The organism is Spirosoma sp. 209, from assembly GCF_002006735.1.
GTDB lineage: Bacteria > Bacteroidota > Bacteroidia > Cytophagales > Spirosomataceae > Spirosoma > Spirosoma sordidisoli.
On record NZ_MVEC01000001.1, the window covers coordinates 277,569 to 303,283 of the forward strand.

At 55.4% G+C, this 25,715-nt stretch carries 21 protein-coding genes; 15 read left to right on the top strand and 6 right to left on the bottom strand.

Annotated features, from left to right (window positions below; all coding sequences use genetic code 11):
• Nucleotides 1-59 precede the first annotated feature (59 nt).
• Genes B1C80_RS01240 through B1C80_RS01250 form a run of 3 tightly spaced genes read left to right on the top strand, consistent with a single transcriptional unit; the run spans nt 60 to nt 2,400 of the window.
• Complete coding sequence (locus B1C80_RS01240; protein WP_077919227.1) at nt 60-554, top strand: hypothetical protein; 495 nt, start codon at nt 60-62, stop codon at nt 552-554.
• A gap of 36 nt (nt 555-590) precedes the next feature.
• Nucleotides 591-1,916: a serine hydrolase gene (locus B1C80_RS01245; protein WP_077919228.1), complete on the top strand. Its 1,326-nt coding sequence runs from the start codon at nt 591-593 to the stop codon at nt 1,914-1,916.
• 52 nt (nt 1,917-1,968) lie between these two features.
• Nucleotides 1,969-2,400, top strand: a complete 432-nt coding sequence (locus B1C80_RS01250; protein WP_077919229.1) for a nuclear transport factor 2 family protein — start codon at nt 1,969-1,971, stop codon at nt 2,398-2,400.
• Between the two features lie 176 nt (nt 2,401-2,576).
• Here B1C80_RS01250 and B1C80_RS01255 read toward each other — a convergent pair whose 3' ends face one another.
• Complete coding sequence (locus B1C80_RS01255; RefSeq protein WP_077919230.1) at nt 2,577-3,095, bottom strand: acyl-CoA thioesterase; 519 nt, start codon at nt 3,093-3,095, stop codon at nt 2,577-2,579.
• Between the two features lie 185 nt (nt 3,096-3,280).
• Between B1C80_RS01255 and B1C80_RS01260 the strand changes: the two genes are divergently transcribed.
• The 8 genes from B1C80_RS01260 to B1C80_RS01295 all read left to right on the top strand — a co-directional run bounded on the left by B1C80_RS01260 (nt 3,281) and on the right by B1C80_RS01295 (nt 12,889).
• A complete protein-coding gene (locus B1C80_RS01260; protein ID WP_077919231.1) occupies nt 3,281-4,132 on the top strand; it encodes a sterol desaturase family protein in 852 nt (283 codons plus the stop codon).
• A gap of 210 nt (nt 4,133-4,342) precedes the next feature.
• Nucleotides 4,343-5,338: a kelch repeat-containing protein gene (locus B1C80_RS01265; protein WP_129600431.1), complete on the top strand. Its 996-nt coding sequence runs from the start codon at nt 4,343-4,345 to the stop codon at nt 5,336-5,338.
• Nucleotides 5,328-5,639: a DUF4907 domain-containing protein gene (locus tag B1C80_RS01270; RefSeq protein ID WP_161492691.1), complete on the top strand. Its 312-nt coding sequence runs from the start codon at nt 5,328-5,330 to the stop codon at nt 5,637-5,639. The genes B1C80_RS01265 and B1C80_RS01270 overlap by 11 nt, the downstream gene beginning before the upstream one ends.
• A 27-nt stretch (nt 5,640-5,666) precedes the next feature.
• On the top strand, nt 5,667-6,980 hold the full coding sequence (locus B1C80_RS01275) for a DUF4270 family protein (protein WP_077919232.1): 1,314 nt from the start codon (nt 5,667-5,669) through the stop codon (nt 6,978-6,980).
• Nucleotides 6,981-7,047: 67 nt separating this feature from the next.
• A complete protein-coding gene (locus B1C80_RS01280) occupies nt 7,048-7,278 on the top strand; it encodes a vitamin K epoxide reductase family protein (RefSeq protein WP_236648555.1) in 231 nt (76 codons plus the stop codon).
• Between the two features lie 190 nt (nt 7,279-7,468).
• Nucleotides 7,469-8,443, top strand: a complete 975-nt coding sequence (locus tag B1C80_RS01285) for a fasciclin domain-containing protein (RefSeq protein WP_077919233.1) — start codon at nt 7,469-7,471, stop codon at nt 8,441-8,443.
• Between the two features lie 232 nt (nt 8,444-8,675).
• Nucleotides 8,676-11,744, top strand: coding sequence for a DNA polymerase I (gene polA, locus B1C80_RS01290; protein WP_077919234.1), 3,069 nt, complete (start codon nt 8,676-8,678; stop codon nt 11,742-11,744).
• A 176-nt stretch (nt 11,745-11,920) separates the two neighbouring features.
• Nucleotides 11,921-12,889, top strand: a complete 969-nt coding sequence (locus tag B1C80_RS01295) for an SPFH domain-containing protein (protein ID WP_077919235.1) — start codon at nt 11,921-11,923, stop codon at nt 12,887-12,889.
• Nucleotides 12,890-12,931: 42 nt separating this feature from the next.
• Here the strand turns inward: B1C80_RS01295 and B1C80_RS01300 are convergent, their stop codons facing one another.
• Nucleotides 12,932-13,432 carry a hypothetical protein gene (locus B1C80_RS01300; protein ID WP_077919236.1) on the bottom strand — a complete coding sequence of 167 codons (501 nt, stop codon included), beginning with the start codon at nt 13,430-13,432 and terminating at the stop codon, nt 12,932-12,934.
• Nucleotides 13,433-13,720: 288 nt separating this feature from the next.
• On the opposite strand from B1C80_RS01300, the gene B1C80_RS01305 reads away from it, so the two are divergent.
• Both B1C80_RS01305 and B1C80_RS01310 read left to right on the top strand, forming a co-directional pair.
• Nucleotides 13,721-14,449 carry a universal stress protein gene (locus tag B1C80_RS01305; RefSeq protein ID WP_077919237.1) on the top strand — a complete coding sequence of 243 codons (729 nt, stop codon included), beginning with the start codon at nt 13,721-13,723 and terminating at the stop codon, nt 14,447-14,449.
• 284 nt (nt 14,450-14,733) lie between these two features.
• Nucleotides 14,734-17,109, top strand: coding sequence for a gliding motility-associated C-terminal domain-containing protein (locus B1C80_RS01310; protein ID WP_077919238.1), 2,376 nt, complete (start codon nt 14,734-14,736; stop codon nt 17,107-17,109).
• 54 nt (nt 17,110-17,163) lie between these two features.
• On the opposite strand, the gene B1C80_RS01315 is transcribed toward B1C80_RS01310, so the two are convergent.
• The 4 genes from B1C80_RS01315 to B1C80_RS01330 form a co-directional block, all read right to left on the bottom strand.
• Complete coding sequence (locus B1C80_RS01315) at nt 17,164-18,054, bottom strand: sugar phosphate isomerase/epimerase (protein WP_077919239.1); 891 nt, start codon at nt 18,052-18,054, stop codon at nt 17,164-17,166.
• Nucleotides 18,055-18,246: 192 nt separating this feature from the next.
• Nucleotides 18,247-18,903 (bottom strand): DUF4142 domain-containing protein, encoded by a 657-nt coding sequence (locus B1C80_RS01320; RefSeq protein ID WP_077919240.1) that lies wholly within the window; start codon nt 18,901-18,903, stop codon nt 18,247-18,249.
• A gap of 162 nt (nt 18,904-19,065) precedes the next feature.
• A complete protein-coding gene (locus B1C80_RS01325; protein WP_077919241.1) occupies nt 19,066-21,594 on the bottom strand; it encodes a DUF5686 and carboxypeptidase-like regulatory domain-containing protein in 2,529 nt (842 codons plus the stop codon).
• Nucleotides 21,595-21,840: 246 nt separating this feature from the next.
• Entirely contained in the window at nt 21,841-24,204 is a 2,364-nt protein-coding gene (locus B1C80_RS01330) for a DUF349 domain-containing protein (protein WP_077919242.1), read from the bottom strand.
• A 94-nt stretch (nt 24,205-24,298) separates the two neighbouring features.
• Between B1C80_RS01330 and pdxH the strand changes: the two genes are divergently transcribed.
• Both pdxH and B1C80_RS01340 read left to right on the top strand, forming a co-directional pair.
• Nucleotides 24,299-24,940, top strand: coding sequence for a pyridoxamine 5'-phosphate oxidase (gene pdxH, locus B1C80_RS01335; protein ID WP_077919243.1), 642 nt, complete (start codon nt 24,299-24,301; stop codon nt 24,938-24,940).
• A gap of 299 nt (nt 24,941-25,239) precedes the next feature.
• Entirely contained in the window at nt 25,240-25,659 is a 420-nt protein-coding gene (locus B1C80_RS01340) for an IS1 family transposase (RefSeq protein ID WP_077919244.1), read from the top strand.
• The last annotated feature ends 56 nt before the right edge of the window (nt 25,660-25,715 follow it).

Consider the following 25,715-nt stretch of genomic DNA (forward strand, 5'->3'; position numbering starts at 1 on the left):
AAACCGGCACGGCGTTTGATAGACAAACAACAGACTTAACCCATCTTCCAATAAACATCATGGCTTTTCTTACTATCGTTCGTTCTTATCGAAACGTACTGATGGCGTTACTCGTTGTCAGCACCCTGACTACCTCCTGTAAAAAATCAGGCGGCAGCGACCCCGACATCGACCCGCGCGAACAATACGTTGGTACGTATGACGGCGACTATCGCATCACCATCTACATTGGTTCTGACGGCCTGACCCCCGATGTGGGCAAAATCAACGTGGCCGTAACGAAGGCCTCAAATCCGAAAGAAATGTATTTCGACATGTCGTACGACGGAAACGTCAAGGAGCGTGTCACGGCGGAGCTGAACGGCGATACCTTTACCATTATCGATAAGAAAACGGATCAGATTACCCTGACGCCTACCAACAAGGTCAGCTCCGACTACGCAGCAACGGGCAGTTTCACCAGCAACCAGCTTCTGCTGAACGCATCGGCCAATGCCCTGCGAAACGGAACGCAGTACTCGAAAAAGTACGACATCATCGCGACGCGAAAATAAGTACCTTAGCGCCGGTTCCTAACATCCGGTCTGTTCATGAAAACACGCATGCTAACCGGCCTCATGGCCGGTTTTTTTCTGTCGGGTACGGCCCAAATACCCGCTGCCCGAGTAGCCACGCGCCCCAGTCCGGTGCCCGCTGTATTGAAGGAAGCCCCCGCCGAAAGCGTTGGGATGAGCACGGCCCGACTCCGGCGCATGGACGCTGTCATTGAGGATTACATCGCCAAAGGTCGTCAGGCAGGGGTCGCGGTGCTGGTGGCCCGCGATGGTCGTATCGTGTATCACAAAGCGTACGGTCAGGACGACATAACGACCCGATCGCCCCTGACGCGTGACGCCATTTTCCGGCTGGCCTCGCAAACCAAAGCCATCACCAGCATTGGATTGATGATGCTGTTCGAAGAAGGTAAACTCCTGCTCGACGATCCGATATCGAAATACATTCCGGCATTCAAAAATCCCAAAGTACTCGATAAGTTCAACGAGAAGGATACTACGTTCACTACCGTTCCGGCCAAACGGGAGATTACCATCCGGCAGTTACTGACGCATACGTCGGGCATCAGCTATCCGACTATCGGCACTAAAGAAGCCGTAGCCATTTATGCCAAATACAAAATCCCGAGCGGTATCGGCACCCCCACCGGCACACTGGCCGAGTCGATTCCGCGGCTGGCGGCCCTGCCCCTTATGCACAATCCTGGCGACCGGTGGACCTATGGCCTCAGCACCGACGTACTGGGCTACCTGATCGAGGTGCTGTCGGGACAGTCGCTCGACCAGTTTCTCCGGACACGCCTGTTTGAGCCGCTGGGCATGAACGACACCTATTTTTACCTGCCTGCTGCCCGACAGCCCCGCCTGACGCGCGTCTACACCGAAGACTCGACCCGAACCCTACGGCGCCTGCCCACGCAAGGGGGCATCTCGGAAGACTACCCCAAGCAGGCGGGTACCTACTACTCTGGTGGAGCAGGCCTGTCGGGTACGCTGTACGATTACGCCATTTTTCTGCAGATGCTGCTCAACGGCGGAACCTATAATGGCAAGCGCATCCTGAGTCCCACAACGGTTCGCCTGATTACCCAGAACCAGATTGGGGATCTGAACCAGGGCCTCAACAAATTCGGGCTGGGCTTTTCGATTACGTCCGAACGAAGCGCGGCCCGGCTACCCGTTTCAGCCGGTGCATTCGACTGGGGCGGCTTTTTCGGTACTACCTACTGGGTCGACCCCAACGAAAAAGTAGTTGCCCTGCTGTACACGCAGAAAGTGCCGAACAGCTACGGCGACCTGACCGACAAGTTCAAGGTGCTGGTCTATCAGGCTATCACTGAGCTTAATCAGCCAGAGCGGTAGAAGCCCTGCGCTGTCTTCTTTAGTATCGAGTTGATAAACCCGATAACTCTCCATGAAACACCTACTCATCTTCTGCCTGCTGCTCACCGCGCCCCTTGTTCAGGCTCAATCGAACGCTACCGAAAAAGCGGTTCTGGATGCCGAAAAACGCCGGTTCGACGCCCAGGTAAGCAAAGATTACTCAGCCCTCAACCAACTACTGGCCGACGACCTTGTTTACACCCACTCGAACGGCAATACGGATGGCAAGGAGTCGTATATCCAGTCGATCCGTGATGGCAAGTCCAACTACGCAGCCATTGACCCGCAGGAGCAGAAAGTCCGGGTGTATGGGAATACGGCCATCATCAACGGTGTCTGTCTGATCAAGATGAATAACAACAACACGCCCACCGACCTCAAGCTTCGGTATACGGATATGTACGTAAAAAAGGGTGGCCAATGGCAGATGGTAGCCTGGCAGTCGCTCCGGCTAACGCAATAAACGTTCTTATTCCTTTCTCCGGCATGAATGCCGGAGCTAGTCATTAACGGAACTCCATGTAGAATCTGGACCCACCGAAAAATGAATAGCCCCGGCCTTTAGGCCGGGGTTACTTTTTTGGCGCTATTGCCGGGCGTATATCTCTCCGGTCGGCATGCTCCAACACAATCTTCCCGTTACTCTACTTTCAGAAACTCCCGGAGTTCGGTGGCATCCTGGGCTTTCATACGGCCGGCGAGTACCAGACGGAGCTGCCGCCGGCGGAGGGCGCTGGCGTACCGGTCTTTTTCTTCATCCGTTTCCGGAACGACCGCCGGAACTTCGATGGGGCGGCCACTCTGATCGACGGCGACAAACGTATAGAACGCGCTGTTGGTACTGACCCGTACACCCGCCGGGATGTCTTCGGCCCAGACCTCAATAAACACTTCCATCGATGAACTGAACGCGCGGGTCACCTGCGCCTTCATGGTAACGATGTTTCCCAGCCGAATCGGCTCCGCAAAAGAGACATTGTCTACCGAGGCCGTTACAACGATGCGGTTCGAGTGCTTTTGCGCGGCAATAGCAGCCGCAATGTCCATAAAATGAAGGAGTCGGCCACCCATCAGATTATTCAGGGTATTGGTATCGTTGGGCAGTACCATCTCGGTCATAACCGTCATGGACTCGCGGGCTAGTTTGGGCTGGGGCATTCGTTTTCTGTTCTGTTTTCGATCTACAGTCGGTTGATAACACCCAGTGTAGATAGTCTGTGATGATCGGTTTCTATAAACGCGCTACAAACCAACGACCGAAAAGTGAAACAGGCAAATAAGGGGTTATCAAAGAAATTATCCCTATTTTTGTATAATCTAATCCAAGATTAATTCAACCTACTATGGAGCGTCTGGTTGCGTATTTGGAACACATCCCATCGTCTCACCGAAGCCTGATTCTGGTTGGTGGTATTACGCTGTTCTGGTTGATCGAGAGCGCGGCCCCGCTCTTTCGGTTCGAGTACAACAAACTGCGCCATGCAGGCATCAACATCTTTTTTACGCTGACTACCATTGTCGTCAATTTTGTGCTGGCGTTCATCCTGCTCCGGACCAGCGACTGGGCCGTTCAGAACCACCTGGGTCTGCTGCAATGGATTGATTGGCCGCTCTGGGTCGAAGCACTAGTCGGTCTGCTCGCGCTTGACCTGATCGGTGCGTGGCTCCCCCACTGGGCCGAACACCAGGTTAAATTTTTGTGGCGTTTCCACCTGATTCATCATACCGACACCTACGTGGATACTACCACCGCCAACCGCCATCATCCGGGTGAGAGCGTGATTCGGTTCGTATTCACAACGGCTGCCGTACTCGTTACAGGGGCGCCGATGTGGCTGGTTTTTTTATACCAGGCGCTGTCGGTGGCGTTATCACAGTTCAACCACGCCAATATTGAACTACCGCGCCGGGTCGACCGGCTACTGGGGTTGTTCATCGTAACGCCCAATATGCACCATGTTCATCATCACTACGTGCTGCCGGTTACCAACACAAACTACGGTAACATTTTCCCCTACTGGGACCGGCTCTTCGGCACCTACCACGAAATGGCCGGGAAAGATCTCCGATATGGTATCGATACCCACCTCAGCCCCCACGAGCACTCGCAGGTAGGCAGCCTGCTGAAGATTCCGTTTCAGGCGTATCGGCAACCGGTAGGCCCTGAAGTTGTGGCAGAAAAACAAACGGCCTGACGTTCGCTCTTGAGCCGTTAGCCATTGCCTTCGCCGACCCATCAACCCGCTGACGGGCAGACCTCCGCGGGCTAAAATACACGTTCCTGCTTCGTTCAGTCTGACCACTCCCTGAGGAAGCACTTCTCTGGATTTAACATTTTTTAAAGGAGACTGCTTACAACGGTTGGTTGATTTCCGGCGTATTCGTCGGTGTAATCAACTTCCCGAATGATGAAATGCTTCCGCTTTTCAGTAGCCATCCATTGGCTGGCTGTCCCCGTTTCCACCTTTCTGCTAGCCCTCGCTGGCTGTAGTAACTCGGATAGCGTTACCCCCCTGGGCGACTGGCGCCGTCGCTCCGACTTTGAAGGTATTGCCCGCCAGGCCGCAGCGGGCTTTGTCATCAACAACGTGGCTTATGTGGGCACCGGCAATAATGCCGATAACGAGCGTCTGCGCGATATGTGGTCGTACGATGCGACCCGCAACACCTGGACCCAGATAGCCGATTTTGCCGGTTCAGCCCGCCAGGCCGCCACCGGATTTTCGGTCGGCACCAAAGGCTACATCGGCACTGGTCTGAACGAGAACAGCGACCGGCTCAACGATTTTTACGAATACGACCCCGCCAGCAACCAGTGGCGACGCATTGCCGACTACGCCGGTACAGCCCGCCGAAATGCGGTAGCGTTCACGATTGGCAACAAGGGTTACGTAGGCACCGGCTTCGACGGCAACTACCTCAAAGATTTTTACGCCTATGACCCGGCTACCAACACCTGGACGCGAACGGCCAGCTTCAGCGGCTCCAAACGCCTGGGTGCCGTTGCTTTCGTGCTCAACAACCTCGGGTATGTGGTAACGGGCAATAACAACGGTACGGCCCAGAAAGATGTATGGGCTTATGACCCGACTCAGGACACCTGGATCGAAAAAGATAAGTTCACCGACGAAGAAACGGTAGCCCGGAGCTATGGCGTTGCCTTCACCCTGAACAACAAAGCCTACGTACTCCTCGGCGACGGCAACAACACGGTCTGGGAATATGACCCGGCTGCCGATGCATGGGCCGACAAAAATACGTTCGAGGGAAGCAACCGCCTGTACAGCTGCGGCTTTGCGCTGAACAACAAAGCCTATGTTACAACCGGTAGCGTTGGCACCAGCGTGCTGGACGATCTGTGGGAGTACGACCCAAGCCTGGAACGCGACGATGACAACTAAGCAGCAACCCCGTCGCACCTGGGCCATGCGCCTGTTTTGGGTGCTGGCCATGGGGCTTATGGTCTGGCTGTATCAGGCATCGCCCCGCTACAGCCTGCGTACATACCTCACATCGGCGGGCTGGGGTTATGATATTCTGCGTAATAACGTACCGCTCATCCATCAGCCAACCCAGCCAGCCGTAGTGGGCTGGCTGGGGTTCGAGAGCGAAGAACACGCCCGGCGTGTTGGCGAACGGGCCATCGCCAAAATCAGACAGGGCCAGTTCCCCCCCACCCTCAGCCCCGCCGACCTTAAATAACAGGCCGACGGCTCACCGCACATACACATGTTTATTACTTCATTTACAGCCAGGACTACGGCCTTCCTGGGTCTGCTGCTCATCGGCACGAGTTGCCAGCAGGGCGACCTCGACGTGGGTCAGCAGATAATCAGTCCGCTGGAGTTGGCCATTACGCCCATCGACACGTTTCGGGTTGACGCGGCTACGGTTCTGACCGACACTTTTGCTACTTCGGCCGATAGCAGCGTACTGGTAGGTCAGTGGACCGACGCCCTGACGGGTCGCACGTCGGCACTTGGGTTCTCGGCGGTAAGCTATGTCAGCCATGATCTGCCCGACCGGACCGGCGCCCGCTTTGACTCACTGGTGCTGGTGCTGCCGCTGGGAACAGCCTACGGCGATACGACAACCCCGACAACCTTACGCGTACATCGGCTCACCGAAACCGTAGATACCAAGACTTACTACAACCTCGATGCCGTTGGGTACGAAGCATCGTCATTTCTGGTAAAAACCGTTCAGCCCCGGCCCGGCTCCGGCAGTCGGCAGGTGCGGCTGAAACTACCGGACGCTTACGGGCAGTCGCTTTTTGCAGCCCTTCGCAGCCGAACGATTTCGGACAATGAAACCTTCCATAACCTGCTGAAAGGGTTCGCCTTCGTAGCCGAACCGACCTCGGCCAATCTGCTGCTCAAACTCGCTATTTCATCGGGGTCGGCGGGGCTTGTGCTTTATTACCACGAAAACGACCTCAATCAGACGCGAAGCACCCTCCGATTTCCGCTGGAAGGAGGGCATTTCAGCCAGATCGTAACCAGCCGGAGCGGCACTCCGCTGGTAGCGCTGACTGACCGCAGCCGTTCCGTAGCCAGCAGCCAGACCGAGCGTACGAGTTTTGTTATACCGGCAGCCATGCTACAGACCCGGCTCAGCTTCCCGTCAATCGGTCAGCTGGCCCTGCTCGAAACGTTTCGGGGTCTCAACCGCGCCGAACTGATCGTTGAACCCGTCGGTCAGAACCCGCGCAGCAACGCAGCCCCACCCGCCCAGCTAGTACTGTTCCAGACCAACAGCCAGAACGAACGGCTGGCTATCGTTCCCGACGGAACGGGTGGTAGCAGCACCGTAGGCGCCACCTACAGCTACAGCCTGACCGACCTCGAACAGCAGGGCCAGTACGTGTTCGACCTGACGTATTACCTCAATGAAATTCTCAGCAACCGGCTTACCAACCGCCCCCTTTTGCTGACGGCGGTTACCAGCGCGGCCCAACTTCCGCAGGAACGGCTAGCCCTCGGCGACAACAGCAACGGAACCTACCGGATGCGGCTGAAGCTGTACGCTACATTCGGAAAATAGGACGTAAACTCAGTTTTTGTAACCAAAGCCGCCGTAAACGGGATGGGTTAGATGTGATAGACGACGGGTGCCACGGCTCGACACGCCCGATGCCGTCATCATGATTGTCACCTACGGGCTAACGGCCTGGCTGGCCGCAGCAGGTGGTAAAAAACGGGCTGAACAGAAGCCGTGGTTACCCATTGCGATGGGTGCCAAGATCCTGGCCGACATCGGAACCAATCTGCAACTCGCCCGCGAAGAATGGGCCGATAACAAAGCATTCTGCGCCTATTGCCAGACCGCGTCGGTACTGTAAATGGCTTCCGCAGCGCTGGCCGCACCGGAAGTGATCAAAGCCATAGGGCGGGGTGACTGGCAAATCCTGACAGTTTGTTTAGGGTTTTTATGCTTTTGCTAAACAATATTACCAAACAGTCGTTTGGGAAAGGTACACCCATACATGTGGGAAACTGTGCGCTTAACAACCAATAACAAATCGAAACATTATGTTCGCTAAAACCTCTAAGCAATCGCTCCGGGCGTTTGGTTTATTGTCTAGCCTGTTCCTGGCGCTGGCCCTGACGTTTTCGGCCTGTAAAGACGAAGAAAATCCGACAATTCCTCCCCCGCAAAATATTGTTGACCTGGTCGTTTCAGGAAACCAGTTTACCCTGCTAGAAGCAGCCGTCACGCGGGCTGGTCTGGTAACAACCCTGTCGGGCAACGGTCCTTTCACGGTGTTTGCTCCCACGGATGACGCCTTCCGGGCGGCTGGTTTTGCCGATGCGGCTGCCATCAATGCAGCTTCGGTAGCTACCCTGACCAACATCCTGTTGTATCACGTTGTGAGCGGTACGGCCGTAGCGTCTTCGGCTATCCCGACGGCACAGACCTCGTATCCGACTTCGGTTTCGGGCAATGCACCGATTTTCGTTACCAAAGCCAGCTCAGGCTCGGTATCGGTTAACAACGCCCGCGTACAGCAGGCCGACGTACAGGCAACCAACGGAGTTGTGCACGTAATTGACCGGGTTCTGATGCCACCGGCCGGTAACGTACTGCAACTGGCGGCTGCCGATCCGCAGCTGTCGCTGCTGGTAGCTGCTGCCCAGCGGGGTGGTGCAGCCGTAACGGGAGCCCTGGGCGGAACGACACCCATTACTGTACTCGCTCCAACCAATGCCGCCTTCAATGCAGCCGGTTTTGCTGATGTAGCCGCCATCAACGCGGCTTCGGTAGCCACGCTAACGGCCGTACTGACCAATCACGTGATACCCAATGCCCGTGCCTATTCGCCTACGCTAGCCAATGGCCCCGTAACCACCTTTGGCGGTGGCTCGCTGACAGTAGCCGTCGGTAGCAACAACGCGGTTACGCTGCTTAGCCGTGGTAACGGTACCAACGTATCGACCGTGACAACAGCCGACATCAACGCCACCAACGGGGTGATTCACAAGATCGACCGGGTGTTATTACCGTAGTCTTTTATCCGAGTTCCTAGCTATGAGAGTACGGGCCAGCCTTCAGAGACTGGTCCGTTTTTTTATGGCCTGCAGGCAGGCTTCTCCAAGCTAAATCCTGAATCAAAACCCGGTTTTGGCTGTTGTATTTGTATACCCAATACCCCAGTTTATCGTCAATTTATCAGGGCGCAAGTAGGCTTTCTGGGCCCGACTTTCGACCTTTGGCGAATTGATCTGCGACTTTTATCGAATGGCTAAACCACAGAAAAAACTGTTTTTGTTAGACGCGCTGGCCCTCATCTACCGCGCGCATTTTGCGTTCAGCAAAGCCCCCCGCATCTCCTCCAGAGGGGTCAATACCTCAGCCATCTTCGGCTTCATGAACGCCATGATCGAGGTGTTGTCGAAAGAAAAACCGACCCACATCGGTGTTGCCTTCGATTCATCGAAGAAAACCTTCCGGCACGAACAGTTTCCGATGTACAAAGCCACCCGGCAGTCGCAGCCCGAAGACATCAGCGTGGCTACGCCCTACATCAAGCAGATTATCGAAGCCATGCATATCCCGATTCTGATCATGGACGGCTACGAAGCCGACGACATTATCGGGACTATCGCCAAGAAAGCGGCCCGCGCCGATTTTGAGGTGTATATGATGACGCCCGATAAAGACTACGGGCAGCTGGTCGAAGAGCACGTTCATATCTACAAGCCCGCCTTCATGGGCAAGCCCGCCGAAAAGCTGGGGGTACCCGAAGTCCTGGAACGCTGGCAGATCGAACGCATCGAGCAGGTTACCGATATGCTCGGACTCGTTGGCGACTCGGTCGATAACATTCCGGGCATTCCGGGCATTGGCGAAAAAACAGCCCAGAAACTCATTGCCGACTTCGGCTCGGTCGAAAATCTGATTGCCAGTGCCGACCAGCTGAAGGGCAAACTCAAAGAGAATGTCGTCAACTTTGCGGAGCAGGGTATGCTCTCCAAACAGCTGGCTACCATCCACCTCGATGTTCCGGTTGACTTCGACGAAGACCGGCTGCGGCACACCGAATATGACAAACCCCGGCTGGCCGCCCTGCTCGATGAGCTGGAGTTCCGGCAGATGAAAACGCGGCTGCTCGGCGGAACCTACGACGAAAAACCGCTCCCCACCGCTTTTCAGAACAACCCACCGGCCCAGATGAATCTGTTCGATTCACCCGCCGATCAGGCGCCGGCCTTCCTGCCGTTCCCCAACATGAGTGCGGTGAAGCCATCGGGCGCCGACGACCTGCCCTTCGATTTCGACTCGGCGTCTCCGGCTGCAGCCCAACCCGCTGAAAAGCCGAAGCGGACTAAAGTGAAAGCTCCGGTCGCGTCGGCGTCGGCCGCCACACCAGATGCCGTTACCGATACCAAAACGACCGACGATGCGCCTGGCGCTACCGTCACCGAAACCAGCGAACCGGCGTATCTGGACGTTTTTCCCGACTACGAGATTGACGAGGTTCAGCCCGAGCGCCGGAAAAATATCTTATCGGTCATTCACGACTACCGACTGGTCGACACGGCCGAGCTGCGGGCCAGTCTGGTCCATTATCTGGGTCTTCAGAGCAGCCTCTGTTTCGACTCTGAAACAACGGCCATCGACCCCGTTGAGGCCGATCTGGTCGGGCTATCGTTCGCCTACCGCCCGGGCGAGGCTTTTTACGTACCCGTTCCCGACGACCGGGCCGAAGCGCAGGCCATTGTAGATCAGTTTAAGCCGGTGTTCGAGAATGCGGCTATCGAAAAAATCGGACAGAACCTCAAGTACGACCTGCTGATGCTGAAAAAGTACGGCGTCGAGGTGCAGGGCAAACTGTTCGATACCATGATTGCGCACTATCTGATCGAGCCGGAAATGCGCCATAATATGGACATGATGGCCATGACCTACCTTAACTACCAGCCCGTTGAGATCGAAGCTCTGATTGGTAAAAAAGGGAAGGGACAGCTGACTATGCGCGATGTAGACGTGCAGAAAATAGTGGAGTACGCGGGCGAGGATGCCGACATCACCCTGCAACTGCGCAACGCCTTCGCGCCCCGGCTCGAAAAGGACAGCCTGCACAAACTGTTCGATCAGGTCGAGATGCCGCTCGTGCAAGTGCTGGCCGACCTGGAGCTGGAAGGGATCACCCTCGATACCAACGCCCTGGCCGAACTGTCGGCTACACTTGAGGTAGACATGCGGCAGGTACAGCAGGAGATTTTTCAGATTGCGGGCGAGTCGTTCAACATCGGGTCGCCGAAGCAGCTCGGCGAGGTTTTGTTCGATAAACTCAAGCTCGACAAGAACGCCAAGAAAACCCGCACCGGCCAGTACGCCACTGGTGAAGAGATCCTGTCGAAGCTGGAAGAAGAGCACGAAATTGCCCGTAAAATCCTTGACTACCGGGAGCTTATCAAGCTAAAGAACACCTACGTCGATGCGCTGCCGCTACTGATCAGCAAGCGTACGGGCCGCATTCATACCTCCTTCAACCAGGCCGTGGCCAGCACGGGGCGGCTTTCATCGGCCAACCCCAACCTGCAGAACATCCCAATCCGTACCCCCCGCGGTCAGGAGATACGGAAGGCGTTTGTGCCGCGCGGGCCGGAGTTCCTGATTATGTCGGCCGATTACTCGCAGATCGAACTCCGGATCATGGCCGCCTTCAGCGGTGACCAGACCATGCTCGATGCGTTCAACAACAACGTCGACATCCATACGCAGACGGCCAGCAAGGTCTTCCACGTGGGGCTCGGCGACGTCACCAGCGACATGCGCCGGAAGGCTAAAACCATCAACTTCGGCATCATCTACGGCATATCTTCGTTTGGCCTGAGCCAGCGGCTGAAGATTCCGCGCAAGGAAGCGGCTCAGATCATTGATGAGTACTTCACCGAGTTTCCGGCCATCAAAGCCTACATGGACCAGAGCGTTGAGAAGGCGCGTGGGTTCGGATACGCCGAAACGATTCTGGGCCGGCGCCGGTATCTGCGCGACATCAACTCCCGCAACGTAACCGACCGCATGTTTGCCGAACGCAACGCCGTAAACGCGCCTATTCAGGGGAGCGCAGCCGATATGCTGAAGATTGCCATGATCCAGATTCATGACTTCATGCGCCGGGAAAAGCTGAAATCGAAGATGATCCTGACGGTACATGACGAACTGGTATTCGACGCCCACCGCGATGAGCTCGATCTGCTGCGCGAGCATGTCGATCATATCATGAAGAACGCTATTCCGATGGGGGTTCAGATGGAAACCGGCATCGGCGTCGGAGAAAACTGGCTGGTTGCCCACTAGTTCATCCGCCTGGCGGTAGATTTATCGGCTCGGCGGCCCGGTCATACAATATCCCAACGATCCTAAAACCGGATGCTGTACGTTGATGCAGCATCCGGTTTTTGTTTGGGCTCGCTCCGTATTGTAACTATCACCCAAAGCTGTACATTGCTTTACTTACTCTTAACCTGACACGTATGATTATTCTAAGCATCCTATTCTTTCTGGCGGTACTTATCGCGTTTCTGTCTATCGTTATCGTTCAGCAGGGTACGGTAGCGGTTATTACCATTTTTGGGAAATACGCCCGCGTTATGACCCCGGGGCTGAACTTCAAGATTCCTTTCATCGAGTTCATCTACCGGCGCATCTCCATCCAGAACCGGTCGGTCGAGCTGGCGTTCCAGGCCATTACGGCCGACCAGGCCAACGTCAATTTCAAGGCTATGCTGGTGTATTCGGTCCTGAACCAGGCCGAGGAAACCATAAAAAACGTGGCGTTCAAGTTTATCGACGAGGCTTCGTTCATGCAGGCGCTCATCCGCACCATCGAAGGGTCCATCCGTAGTTTTGTAGCCACCAAGCGGCAGTCCGAAATTCTGGCCCTGCGTTCCGAAATTATCGAACACGTGAAGGCGCAGCTCGACAGCCTACTCGAAAGCTGGGGCTATCACCTGACCGACCTGCAACTGAATGATATTGCGTTCGACGAGGTAATCATGCGCTCGATGGCGCAGGTAGTAGCCTCCTCCAACCTTAAGGCAGCCGCCGAAAACGAAGGGCAGGCATTGCTCATCACCAAAACCAAAGCGGCCGAAGCCGAAGGGAATGCCATAAAAATATCCGCCGAAGCCGAAAAAACGGCCGCTCAGCTGCGGGGGCAGGGGGTGGCGCTGTTCCGCGAGGAGGTAGCCAGAGGTATGGCCGAGTCGGCCAAGGTCATGAACGAAGCCGATCTCGATGCGTCCCTGATCCTCTTCTCGATCTGGACGGAAGCCGTCAAGCATTTTGCCGAAAACAGCCGGGGCAACGTTATCTTCCTCGATGGGTCGACCGAAGGTATGGAAAAGACCATGAAACAGCTGCTGGCTATCGAAAAGCTGAACAAAGTTCCCGAAATAGCCTCCATCGTTACGCCCGACCCAAAAGCCCGCAACACGGACTAATGGTCCGCCTGCCGGGTCATGATCTGGCCAGCCTGGCGTTGATCAGTGAGACCCAACGGGCTGATCGGTCAGGCGCTGGTTGATGCCATAAATCGCGTGCTGACACAGCATAATAAACGCCAGCACCGTATGCACCGATTCGAGCAGGATACGACCGTTATTGGTGTCGATTACCAGCCGCATCAACGTCTGCCCCTGTTCTTCGTGTAGCGCGGACGGGAAGGTGGCGGGCGTCGGCACGAACAGCATCAGGAGCCAGTCGGTGAGCAGACATATTAACGACACCCACAGGAGCCAGCCCGATATACCGGCGGGCCGTTTCCAGATGATAAGCCCGTTGAGGATAGTCAGGAACAGGAACGGTATGATATGTTCCGGTATCATGCGTTGTTCGTGCAGGGCATGATAGGTCACAAAATCAGGCACTCCCATCAGAGCCCGCGACGGATAAGCGACGAAATAGTCCATCATGGCGGTTCCGTAGCTGTAGAACGCGAGGGCGCAGAAAGCACTGATGAGCAGGGTTTTGTTTACTGATGTCATGAGAGGAAAGGCTGTACTAATTTCGGCAACAAATATAATCACAAGCAAAGCTATAGGACTATATTACTTTACTACTAAATACTGACAAACAGCACCTTACAATAAATATTTACCCAACCATTCGGTTAGTTTAGGGAACCGGCCGGGAGAAAGGTAACCCGCGCCCCTGGCTGGATTAGACCGGAGGAGTAGGTATTCGCTGTAAACACAGTTGTCTGTTCCTGGTTATCAGTGACAGTGAACCACCAGGCGGGCGAACTGATAGGCCCCCTGCCAGCATCAACTGTTATGACAAACCTACTTTTCCCTACTGATTTTTCGTCCAGCACCACCGCTCCGTTAAACTGGGTTCGACTGTTTGCCCGCAAGACGGGGGCCACGGTTACCCTGTTGCACGTGTACCAGCCCATGATTGCCGACACGACCCTGCCTACCCTGGGCGATCCGGGCCTGGGCCTGGCCGCGTCGCAGGAGATTGAAGACATAAGCCAGCAACGCCTGTCACAACTGGCCGCTGACCTGCAGGCTGAAGGCCTCTCTGTCGTGACAGACTGGCGGATCGGCTCCGTTGAAGATGAAATTCTCGACGCAGCCCGCGAAACCTCGGCGGATCTGATCATCATGGGTCGTAGCTCGCTCAGCAGTTTCTTTGACCGGCTGGCCGGCAGTGCCGTTTCTGAAGTTGCCGACTCCGCTATCTGCCCGGTTCTCATCGTACCTATGGTCGAAGAAGGCACCCTGGCTCCCCAGGCGCAGGTCCGCACCATTGCCTACGCCATGCAGTCGGGAACGACCCAGGCCAATGTGTCGGCCCAGACCGATTCGCTCGTCGATACCTTCGATGCGCAACTGCAGATCCTGACCGAAGACCAGCTCAAAAATCCGCCCGTCGACCTGATTGTGATGCAGCTCTACCCCCAATCGGGTTTCCTGGATGGTCTGCTCCACCCAAACCGGACCTCGGCCCTGATCGAGACATCGGACGTACCGGTTCTCATTTATCACCAGCCTAAATAACACCCGCTTATACCGCTGTCATACTGTTTCGGGAGCGACGCAACGAACCGGAGCCTGCTGGCGTATTGGGACTATCCAGCAAATACCTCATCACCAGATACCGTACGAAAACAAAATTGGCGCGTTGGCTGGTAATCAATTACTTTTCACGTCATTAGACACCCAAATTTGTATATTAGCTAAGCGTAGAGTTTGTCGGCTACTGCATCAGTGCGTCCGCGTAGCGTGGCATTTACAGTATCAGAGTGCTGAGTGAATGTAGCGTTTCAGGTAACGGTTGTTGTATGCGGCTAACTCTATTTGTCTTTGTCTGGATTTTACTGATTCTTCTCCCCGGTTCACTACGGGCAACCCATCAGGTAGGTGGGCAGATTGAGATGCGTTCCATCGGCACAGTACCCGGCGCCTATCGAATCATCGTCACCAATTACATGGAAGCCGGGCGCCGGGCCGATCAGCAGGGCGGAGGAACACTGGGCATATTCCGCAAGCGCGACAACGGGCTCATGATGTCGTTTACCGTTAGCGAAACCGGCCAGCGCCAACCTGTCATCTATGCGAACTCCGTCTGCGCCGATCAGCGGAATCTCAGCTTCATCGTGGCCACCTTTGAAGCCACTATCCAGCTCGACCCGGCCACCTACAGCGACCCGGAAGGGTATTACATCTCTTATCAGACGCGTAACCGCAACGGCAGCATTACCAACCTGGTCAATCCGATTCAGACCGGCTATACTTTTTACATGGAGTTTCCGGCGCTGGTTCAGGGAGGACGCCTGTTCGTTAACTCATCGCCCCGCTTTCCGGCTATCAACGGCGAGTATATCTGCATCAACGAACCGTTTACCTTTCCGTTCGGTGGTACAGACGCTGATGGCGACGAGCTGCGCTACTCAATGATTACGCCCCTGAACCAGAAAAACGGGAATGGACAGGGGCAGGGTAATATTGTGGCACCGGCTCCCTACCCCGACGTAACCTGGGCCGCCGGCTATAGCGCCGATAACGCCATCAAAGCCAGCCAGCCGCTGCGCGTCAACGCCCAGACGGGGCAGCTATCTGTAACAGCAACCCAGCTTGGGTTATTCGTCTTTGCGGTACGGGTCGAAGAATTTCGCAACGGGGTGAAAATCGGGGAGGTACGGCGTGATTTTCAGTTTCTGGTCGTTGATTGTCCGCCGGCCAGAACCCCTGAACCAACGGTACAGATCATTACCCGCCCCGGCCAGCAAAGTACGACGATCTGCCGGAGCGATTCAGCCGTGCTCGAAGCGTCGTTCGATCCTAACTGGAACTACCAGTGGCGTCGTGATGGCGTCAATCTGTCGGGGGCTACCAGCGCCACCCTGGCGGCCCGGGCTACCGGCCTGTACACGGTTGTGGCTTCAACAAAAAACATATGCAGCAAAGTCGGTAATTCAGAGGTACTGGCGGTATCTGTAGTCGGTAGCGACGCCCGATTAGCCACTGCCGGGCATTTATGCGCCACAACAGGTAGCGTTAGTCTGAGCGCCGAATCGTCCGAAACGGAGGTGACTTACCAGTGGTTCCGCAATGGCCTCCCCCTGGCCGGTCAAACCGTCGATTCGCTGCGAACCAGCCAGCCGGGGCGTTACTGGGTTGTCATGACCCACCAGACACTGGGTTGCCTGTCGCGCACCGACACCGCCGATGTGTCGCGATCGGCAGCGGTTTCGGCGGTTGTTACATCTGAATCGGGCTTCAACCGGCTTTGCCCGCAAGCGACCCTGAGCTTGCGGGGAAGCGGGGGACTTACGTACAGCTGGCAGTTTAATGGACAGCCCGTAGCAGGGGTTACGTCTGCTCAGTACAGCATTTCGGCCGTTGGTTCCTATGTCGTAACGGCCGAAGACATTTATGGCTGTCAGGGCGTGTCAGCCCCGGTCAGCATCACCCCGGTACCGCCCATTACGGTCCTGCTCGATTCGCTACCGGCCGTTTGTGGTCCCAATGCGCCGGCCTACAGCCTGCAGGGCAAGCCGGCGGGCGGAATCTACGAGGGCACGGGCGTAGCGGAAGATGAGTTCAGCCCGCTGCGGGCCGGCATCGGGAACCACACCGTCACCTATACGGTAAAACCGGCGCCCGAATGTGCCGGGGTGGTGGCCACCCGAACGGCCGTTGTATCGCCTATTCCGACCATCGACCTGGCCGACTCCCTCATTACCTACAAAGGCAATACGTTCGCCCTGACTCCGGGCCTGACCGGTAGCCCGAATCAGTTTCAATGGGCATCGGGGCAGTATCTGGATAACGCAAACGCGGCCAGCCCAACGGTTCAGTCGATTCAGAATGATATTACCTACACGATTTACGTGGCCAACAGCTCCGGCTGCGAAGCGCGGGATACGATCCATATCACCGTATATGCCCGAGTATGGGTACCCGAGGCCTTCACCCCCAACGGCGACGGGATGAATGACACCTGGGACCTGCCCGGTATCGAAGCGTTCCCGGATGCGGTCGTAACGGTCTTCAACCGCTGGGGCGAGGTCATTTTCCGGTCCGACAAGGGCTATAAGCAGCCCTTCGATGGTACGCTCAACGGAAACGTGCTGCCGCCGGGCCTGTATGCCTACACGGTCTATACAGTGCCCGAAAAACCGGTATTACGCGGGAGCCTGGTCATTGCCCGGTAAAACCAGAACCGGGCAGTCGTGGCCAACAGGTACGCCAACTGCCCGGTTTGCTCGTTACACCTTTAGTTTCTGTACGTTTTTGTAACTGATGGCAATAGCCTCCAGCGGGGGGCGTTTACAGACGTCCTGCTCCACAAAATAGTGGGTCATACCGGCTATTTTGCGTGCGTCGAAGATGCGCTGAAAATTGATGCTTCCCGTTCCTACTTCGGCAAAAGCCCGTTCGGGTGTTTTTTCCATGTCTTTGATGTGCCAGAGCGGGAACCGACCGGGGTGCTTTTTGAACAGCGCTACGGGATCCTGCCCGGCAAACGTAGCCCAGTAGAGGTCTAATTCCAGCTGTACCAGCTTGGGGTCAGTACCGCTCAGCAGCACATTGTACGGCACTTTACCACCCAGCGCTTTGAACTCGAAGTCATGATTATGGTACGCAAACTGTATGCCGGCCGCCCGGCATACTTCGGCCGACTTATTGAAGAGGTCGACGTATTTTTTGTAATCATCGAGTTTGGTACGCTCCTCCGGAAAGAGGTAGGCGCATACCATGTATTTCTGCCCGATGGCTGCGGCATCGTCAACCGCCCGTTTCCAGTTGTTGATCAGCGAGCCTTCGTCTTTCATCATCACCTTGCCCGTAACGTAATGGCCGCTGGGCGTCGACAGGCCCAGGTCTTTCAGCAGAGCCGCGTATTCGGCCGGTTTTTTACCGAAGAACTTGCCCCCGGCATAGCCGAATGATTCTACCTCTTTATAACCGATCCGGGCTACCTTTTTCAGAGTCCCGACCGGGTCTCTGCCCATCTCGTCTCGTAAGGTATACAGTTGCAGACCAACTTTCTTAGCGGGAGCTGCCAACACGTCGAAGCGGGACGTCAGGGCGGCAGCCGCAGTGAGTGCACTCAGTTTCAGGACCTGTCGGCGACCAGGCTTTTCTGGAGAATTCATAGCTATAAACCGGATTACAAAAACGCACCATGAAGTCGTACGTTCATCAATCAAAGATAGCTTTTTCCGGATTGTATTGAATTATTAAAAGGTAGCGGGCCAGCTACTTCCCGGTACAGGGCCACTACAAAAAAACCGGGAAGCAACTGCCTTCCGGTTTTTCCGATTATACAACTCAATGTGCGGACTATTTTATCGGCCGCTCGATGTATTACCGGACATTTTGTTCATCACCTCACGGGATACTTTCAGGTGGGTTTTGACCAGTGGATGAGCCGCCTGCGCCACTTCTTTCAGATTACGATCCGAAGCACTCGATTTGACCTTACTCATCACGCCGTCCAGCTTTTCGTGGCCCTTTACGCCACTTTCGGTCACGTACATCCGGTCGAACGACATGCCCGACTGTGCTTTCATCTTGTCCAGTTTGGCGGTTGTTTCGGCATCGGGAGCACTGGGGAGGGTTACGCCTTTGGCCGACGCAATTTCCTGAAGTTTGGTCGACAGACCCGTTTGCTCCTCCACTTCGGCCTGGGCCAGTTGACGCACTTCATCGTTACTGGCATTCTGGACCGCCATTTTGCTCATTTCCAGCTGCATCATCCCCCCTTTGGCTACTTCCATCATCAACGCCTGGTCGGCGCTCGACAGTTTGGCACTGGTTGGCTGAATAGCGGCTACTGTAGCGGCCCCCTTCTGGTTGGCCTGGTCAAACGATGCTTTGCTCTCACGGCCTACCATGCCGGCTGTTCCTGCGTTCATGGTGCCGGCGCTGTTCTGCTGCGCTAAAGACAATCCAGAGGCCGCCAGGACTACGGCCAGACCAAGAATAATTCGATTGATTTTCATAACGTGTTCTACTGAGTATGATTAGTTTATCACTGAGATTTCAACTAACCCGGCAGCACACTGTTCCAATTACTCTTTATATTCTATAGGATATTATATAATAGGAGATTTCGGGTCCGTAGCCTCACAATTGACGCCGTATTTGTCGGTACTGGTCCCCGCTTAGAATGCCAGCCAGCCCGACACTTTGATGGCAAACGGGGTTACGGGAATACCCGTACGGCTCAGGTTATCGCGGTAGGTAAGCCGATGAATAGCGTCGACCCGAAGTACTTTGAAGATATTGTCAATGCCGTACCCAACTTCTACGTACGGGGTACGGCTCAGCGAATTAAATCCTTCCACCGCCCGCCCCTGCTCGTCGGCCGGCGGAATGAGTGCTACGTTAGCTGATGAGACGCTGCCAACCAGCACTTTGGCAGTTACCAGCTCACGCCATTTGAGCCGACGCAGGCCGGGAAGCCGGTTAAACAGCAAGCCGTTAAAGTTGTGTTCAACCTGCGCCGATGCCCAGCGGTCAGCCACGAATTCAAAGAAATTCATCAGGTTATAGGCATTGCCGACATAGAACGACGATTCGTTCCCCAGGGGCGTATAGAGCAGGGGGTACGGTACCGTTGACGGAATCAGCCCGCCGTCGAGTGTATAGTACGTACGGCCCAACACCCCCATCCGGAACGAATGTTTCAGCGAAAACGCCACCCGATGGTAGGTAAAGTCGCTGCCGAAAACCTGCCGCAGTCCCAGCGTATACCGTAACGTGACGATAGGCTTACGGGTAGCGCCGGCGCTAACGCGTACGTTATCGTTCTGTAGAATAACCTCGTCGGGGGCAAATCGGGTTTCTGAGGTAAGCTCCGTGACCTGGTACGTAGACCGGATCGTCTGGTCATCGTCCTGCGGTTGCGGCCGAAATGCAAACGGGAAGAGCGGCTCGAACGAGCGCCGACGAAGAGCCAGCGTCTGGGTGAAGCCACTGCCCATCTCCCGCCGGAAATACAGGAGCTTATCTTCCTGAAAATAAGGCCGACGAATGGTGCCGAAGCGCGAGTAAGCCGCAAAGAAGGAGTTGCCGCCAATGTTATCGGCCGATACGCCAATACGCTCCAGGTCGTAGGTCTGCCGATAGCCCACCACGGTCCAGGGTTTGCGGCTGAGAATCCGCTCGATGCCTACGTTGTATTTAAACTGCTGGTCCCGGGTGCCGTAGGCCACATACCCGCTCAGCAGCCACTTACGGCTAAAACCGGTGTTGGTACGCATGCCCAGCCGAAACCGGCTTCCTTCAATGTTGTTGTTGGCATAGGAGTAGAGCAACGGCCCAACGTCGATATGCCAGTTCTCAATGGGTTTATAGCCCAGTACGCCCAGCTTGATAATCTCGCCGGCCACCTTAATAAACGGCACATTCCGTACCGAGTCAACCACCCGCATCGCTTTCCACTCATCGGCCGAGAGTGAATCGGGGCGAACGCGCTGCCAGAACGCCACATCGGCCATTCGGTAGTCGTCGTCCAGCTCGATAGACGGGTCATAGAACCCGGCCTCTTTCGGCTGGTTCTCGACAATGTTACGGGCCGTAGCAAAGAATCGGATCAGCGCGCCCGGTGCCCGTGGTGCGGGTTCGTCGGTATCGATGGTTACCTGTGTCTGGGTCGGAAACCGCACCCCCGATGCCGTCCGTTCCCACTCCTGCTCGATGTGCAGTTCGTCGACGAAGTTGATGTTGGCCCGTTTGTCAACCCGCGCATCAATCTGCGCCAGCGCCACCTGCATCGTATCGATCCAGACCGTGCCCGCAAAAGCCAGATCGGCGGCTCGCTTCGGCGTGAATTCGATCTCGTAACAAACCGCATCGCCCAGGGTCATCGTATCCTTCATCCGGAAGGTATAGACCGTTTCCCACTGCGCCCCTACCGGCGAGGGGATGTCTTTCCGGAGTACATAGAGCGAGTTTCGGTAGAAATTGTACTGCTGGAACGAAGCTCCCGTCAACTGGGCAATCAGCCCGCCATCGCTCACCCCTACCCCGGTCACGTGCGACTTCAGGACCCGTTCTTTCTGCTTTTCAGGGTTGGTACGGGCGTAAAAGTTGGAGAACGTTTCGGAAACGAACACCGGTACAGCCGGATTTCCGTTGCCGTCGGTTATAGCTGGAAGTTTACCCAGCAGCCGACCAATAGGTCCCGGCGACCGACCTTTCCGGCGTTTCTGACTAAAGTTGTTGACATACCCTTCTATCTTGGTATAGCTGTCGTACTGATACCCCGACAACCGCGTGGGGTCGTACTGGGCGCGTCGGCGGATGGCTTCCCGCATAACCCGGTAGGCTGGGTCGCCCCCTTTGGCATATACCTTTACTTCCTGAAGTTTGGTGGCCCCCGCTGTCAACTGCGCATTGACTACCTGCGTTTCAACCGGCATGAGCCTGTAAAACCGGCTCTGATAGCCCAGGCTAAGGACTTGCAGGGAGTCGGCCAGGCGTTTGGCCCGTATGGTATAGCGTCCCTCGACATCAGACGTTGTACCGATTGTTGTTCCTTTGATGGCAATACTGGCAAACGGTATCCCCTCGCCTGTTACCGCATCCGTTACGCGCCCGCTGATTACATAAGTAGTCTGCGCCATGGCCAGCCACGAGCAACTAAACAACAGACCGGTCAGCAAAAAGCGTCGTAAAAAATGCATCATTGAGTAAAAGATGGTGGCATTAGCAGGGTAACCAAAATATAGTCAACAGAGTTTACTACAGATATTATTTTTACATGAACGTTATGAAACAGGTAGTGGACGGTGTTGATCGTCAACGACTCGTGGGCAGACCAGCCCTTGTAATCGCTACGCTTTCCGACGCCTTTCTGTTGCAGCTGGATAGGCAATACAAACAAAAAGGCGTCTGCCCGGGGGTAGACGCCTTTCGTAGAAAGTTAGTATGTACTAGGCCTGAGCGACCCGCAGTTGGTGACGCAGGTCATCCAGCTGCTTCTCGGCATCGGCAATCTTTTTATCGATGTCGGCCCGTAGCTTATCGGCATTCTTCGAACGGGCAAAGAATTCGATGTTGTTACGGTACGTAGCGATATCGTTTTCGATGGCCGTGATGCGCCGGCGAATATCGCCTTCGCGTTTGTTGCCACCCCCGTCGCGGTCGCCCCGGTTGTAATCCCGATCAGCCCGATCGCGACCACCGCCACCCCGGGTGGCTTCAGCCTCGCTCTGGAGCATGATCCGCTCTTTGTCTTTAGCCGGAATCTTGCCCGTGGCACCCACCAGCGCATTTACAGCGTTGATGTACCGTTTCTGAATCGACTCTTTATCCTTTTTCGGTACGAAGCCGATCGCGTTCCACTCTTTCTTGAACTCGTTCAGCTGCGACAGATCGGCGTTTTCGGTAGCGGCCGCTTCGATCCGCTCGATGAGCGCAATCTTTTTGGCCAGGTTCCCTTCAAACTCCCGCTCCGTTTCCTGATTTTTCGAGCGCTTTTTGTTAAAGAACGCATCGCAGGCGGCTTTGAATCGGTCGAAGATCGAGTTCTTTTGTTTCTCTGGAACCTGACCGATGTTTTTCCACTGGCGCTGCAGCTCGATTACGGTCTGGGTGATCTCCGGCGACTCTTCGCCCGAGGCCAGGATCGCTTCTACCTGCTCGCAGAGTTCGGTTTTCTGACGCAGGTTTTCCTCGCGCTTGCTTTCGAGCTGCTTGAAAAACTCGCCTTTGTTATGGAAGAACGTTTTGAGGGCTGACCAGAATTTTTTACTCAGCTCTTTGCCTTCTTCGCGCGGCATTGGTCCTTTTATGGCGTTCCAGCGATCCTGGAGGGCCATCACGACCTTCGTCTTATCGTTCCAGTCGTTAATGCTGTTCGAGGTGAACGAGGTCAGCGGTACCAGTTCTTCGTAAATAGCCGATTTCTCTTCGTACAGCTGAGCCGACTCTTTACGCTGCTCATTGGTCTGATCGCGCCGTTTGTCGTACAGAACGTCGAGCGCAGCTTTCATGCGGCCCCACAGGACTTCCTGTTCGGCTTTTGGTGCGGGACCAATGTGCTTATATTCTTCGAACAGGGCGTTTGCTTCGTCGATAGTCTGGCGGGTTACGGGCGTCTCTTCAGCCGCCCTGGCCATCGCTTCCACCTTTTCGATCACCTCTGTTTTCAGGGTCGTATTCCGCTTGCGATCCAGCTCCTTCAGCTCGAAATAGATATTCCGGTTGCTGTAGTACCGATCGACCAGGGCGTGGTAGGTAGCCCAGAGCGTGGCGTTGTGCGGGGAATTCATGTTTCCGGCCGCTTTCCACTCGTCCTGAATCTTCTTGAACTCGTTCCAGCTGGTTTTGGGGTCGCCGGCGTTGTTCTCGTCGGTTTCGACCAGTTCGCGCAGGCGGGTCAACAGCTCGGTTTTAGCCGCGAAGTTGCCGTCTTTCGCCTTATCCAGGTTCTGGAAGTAGGTGTTTTTAAGGCTTTTGATCTGCTTGTAAAGGTCGTCGAACCGCAGAACAGCCTCATCATATTTATAGTCGAACCCTTCTTCGGCGCCGGTGTCGGCTACGTAGGCCTGCAGGGCAGCCTCCCGTTCGGCCCGCTTCATCTGATCGAACAGGGGCTTCACTTCTTTCAGCACCTGATCGGCTTTCTTGAAATCGGTAGGGGTTACCGCTGTCGCACTAACAGTTGCCAGCTGGCTTTCGAGCAGGGCTACAAAGTCCTGTTTCGAGAACTGACTGTAGTCAGCCGCCGGTTGTGAAGCCGTTTCGTCGGCTTCTTCGGGCTCAGCTACCGTAGCATACTGCGCCGTAACCTCATCGGTTTCGGCCGTAGCTGTCTCAGCCGCAGGTTCCGTTTCGGCAGCAACAACAGGAGCCTCATCGTCGGCGACAGGCGCAGGCGTTTCGGCAACGGGCTCCTCTGGCACGCTCGTCTCGGCGACGGGCGCTTCGGGTTGAGGATCGGCTTCGGGCGCTGTTTCGGCAACCGTTTCCAGAACAGCCTGATCGGCTTCCTGAGGGTCAGCAGCCGACTGATCAACGACCGGCTGGCTTTCGATCTCCGGCGCTACCGACTCATTTTCAGTTAATTCTGAGACTGTCAACGTATCGTTCGATTGAGAGGTAGGTTCGTCAACACCACTAGCCTGTGGCTGAGTTGCGGCTGGCGTCTCGGTCGAGTCAGGCGTAGCAGCAGCTGCCTCGCCCGAATCCGTAGATTGCGTCGTGGTGTCTTCGGGGGTATTAACGGCCAGCGTACCGGTTGCCTGATCTGTAGCGTCCGGCTGCTGGTTTATTTCCTGTTCTTCGTTTGCCATGTTGGGAACGTACCGATTACTTTTGCAAAATTACGACAATATGCGGATTTTCTTGCAGTTCGGCCGTTGAATTGCCGTTAAACAACCCAACAGAATGCCGTCAACAATTAGCGACTTACGGAAAGAATATACGCTTAACGGTTTGGATGTAGACGATGTTTCATCTGATCCACTGACTCAATTCCGACTTTGGTTCGATGCAGCCCTAGGTTCGGGGGTTCCGGAGCCGAACGCCATGCACGTCAGCACCATCACCGCCGACGGCCGACCAGACGGTCGTATTGTACTCCTCAAAGATATATCAGCGGGCGGATTTGTCTTCTATACCAACTACGAAAGCCGCAAAGGACGCGACCTGACCGAACGGCCGGTGGCCGCTCTGACCTTCTTCTACCCCGAGCTGGAACGCCAGATCCGGATCGAGGGCCATGTGGAGAAAGTAAGCGCTGCCGAGTCAGACGCGTACTTCGCCAGCCGGCCGCGAGGTAGCCAGATCGGGGCCTGGGTATCAAACCAGAGTTCGGTCATTACCGATCGCGACACCCTCGAAAAGCGGCAACAGGAACTCGAAGCCCAGTTTGCCGGTCAGCCTATTCCGCGACCGCCCCACTGGGGTGGCTTTCGGGTGATTCCAGACCAGATTGAGTTCTGGCAGGGACGGCCCAGCCGTTTGCACGACCGCATCCGTTACCGGAAAGACGGACAGGACTGGCTTATCGACCGGCTTTCTCCCTAGAACTTGTTAAACCGATTTTTTTGAGGTTGCCGGATGAGCTAATGCTGATCCGGCAACCTTTTGTGTTTTCGGGCCCCTCTCCTCCTCAACTGCCAGCCTGATGGCAGCCCCCCCGCTGTCGGAAGCTCCTATCGCCTGGCCACAGCCCCCCTTTCGCCAACGGATGGTTTGCCGATATATACTACTGAAAGCAGGCGTTTAAAGCCTATTTTATTGAGCTATTTGGGGATAAAATTGTGCTATTATGCTAAGTTACTATATATTTGGTAATTTGATAGCGATAATCCTGCCCACCATCCATGACTGCATCTCATTGTCCCAAATGTAACAGCGCTCAGCTAGTTAGAAACGGCATTCTCAACCATCGGCAACGGTACCGATGCAAGCACTGCGCCTATAATTTCACCGTCGACAAGGTGGGTAAAGGCATTAACAGTTACTACGTTATCAAGGCGTTGCAGCTATACATCGAGGGGGTCAGCTTCCGGGAGATTGAGCGGCTGCTGGGCGTCAGTCATGTATCGGTCATGAACTGGGTCAAGAAATACCAGGTGAAAGCCCCCCAGAACCGACTCTACCACCCAACCTACAAGATACTGAACCACAAAGAGTTGTCAGAATTTTTCAGCAGTCGCGAAAACGTACAGGGCGCGGGTATGATCGTTACCGAATTAGGCGATAAATTTATGGTTATCCGCTGGGAACGGTTCCGCGACTGACCATCGCTAGCAATTGACCGTATCTATTCCGAAGGTTTCGCAGGTCTTGCAGAAAG

Bases quoted from the DNA above. Each gene is read 5' to 3' on its own strand.
- B1C80_RS01330 (WP_077919242.1), bottom strand. From the start codon at position 24,204: ATGGCAAACGAAGAACAGGAAATAAACCAGCAGCCGGACGCTACAGAT.
- B1C80_RS01295 (WP_077919235.1), top strand. From the start codon at position 11,921: ATGATTATTCTAAGCATCCTATTCTTTCTGGCGGTACTTATCGCGTTT.
- B1C80_RS01315 (WP_077919239.1), bottom strand. From the start codon at position 18,054: ATGAATTCTCCAGAAAAGCCTGGTCGCCGACAGGTCCTGAAACTGAGT.
- B1C80_RS01250 (WP_077919229.1), top strand. From the start codon at position 1,969: ATGAAACACCTACTCATCTTCTGCCTGCTGCTCACCGCGCCCCTTGTT.
- B1C80_RS01270 (WP_161492691.1), top strand. From the start codon at position 5,328: ATGACAACTAAGCAGCAACCCCGTCGCACCTGGGCCATGCGCCTGTTT.
- polA (WP_077919234.1), top strand. From the start codon at position 8,676: ATGGCTAAACCACAGAAAAAACTGTTTTTGTTAGACGCGCTGGCCCTC.
- B1C80_RS01240 (WP_077919227.1), top strand. From the start codon at position 60: ATGGCTTTTCTTACTATCGTTCGTTCTTATCGAAACGTACTGATGGCG.
- B1C80_RS01275 (WP_077919232.1), top strand. From the start codon at position 5,667: ATGTTTATTACTTCATTTACAGCCAGGACTACGGCCTTCCTGGGTCTG.
- pdxH (WP_077919243.1), top strand. From the start codon at position 24,299: ATGCCGTCAACAATTAGCGACTTACGGAAAGAATATACGCTTAACGGT.
- B1C80_RS01340 (WP_077919244.1), top strand. From the start codon at position 25,240: ATGACTGCATCTCATTGTCCCAAATGTAACAGCGCTCAGCTAGTTAGA.
- B1C80_RS01255 (WP_077919230.1), bottom strand. From the start codon at position 3,095: ATGCCCCAGCCCAAACTAGCCCGCGAGTCCATGACGGTTATGACCGAG.
- B1C80_RS01285 (WP_077919233.1), top strand. From the start codon at position 7,469: ATGTTCGCTAAAACCTCTAAGCAATCGCTCCGGGCGTTTGGTTTATTG.
- B1C80_RS01310 (WP_077919238.1), top strand. From the start codon at position 14,734: ATGCGGCTAACTCTATTTGTCTTTGTCTGGATTTTACTGATTCTTCTC.
- B1C80_RS01305 (WP_077919237.1), top strand. From the start codon at position 13,721: ATGACAAACCTACTTTTCCCTACTGATTTTTCGTCCAGCACCACCGCT.
- B1C80_RS01325 (WP_077919241.1), bottom strand. From the start codon at position 21,594: ATGATGCATTTTTTACGACGCTTTTTGCTGACCGGTCTGTTGTTTAGT.
- B1C80_RS01300 (WP_077919236.1), bottom strand. From the start codon at position 13,432: ATGACATCAGTAAACAAAACCCTGCTCATCAGTGCTTTCTGCGCCCTC.
- B1C80_RS01245 (WP_077919228.1), top strand. From the start codon at position 591: ATGAAAACACGCATGCTAACCGGCCTCATGGCCGGTTTTTTTCTGTCG.
- B1C80_RS01320 (WP_077919240.1), bottom strand. From the start codon at position 18,903: ATGAAAATCAATCGAATTATTCTTGGTCTGGCCGTAGTCCTGGCGGCC.
- B1C80_RS01265 (WP_129600431.1), top strand. From the start codon at position 4,343: ATGATGAAATGCTTCCGCTTTTCAGTAGCCATCCATTGGCTGGCTGTC.
- B1C80_RS01260 (WP_077919231.1), top strand. From the start codon at position 3,281: ATGGAGCGTCTGGTTGCGTATTTGGAACACATCCCATCGTCTCACCGA.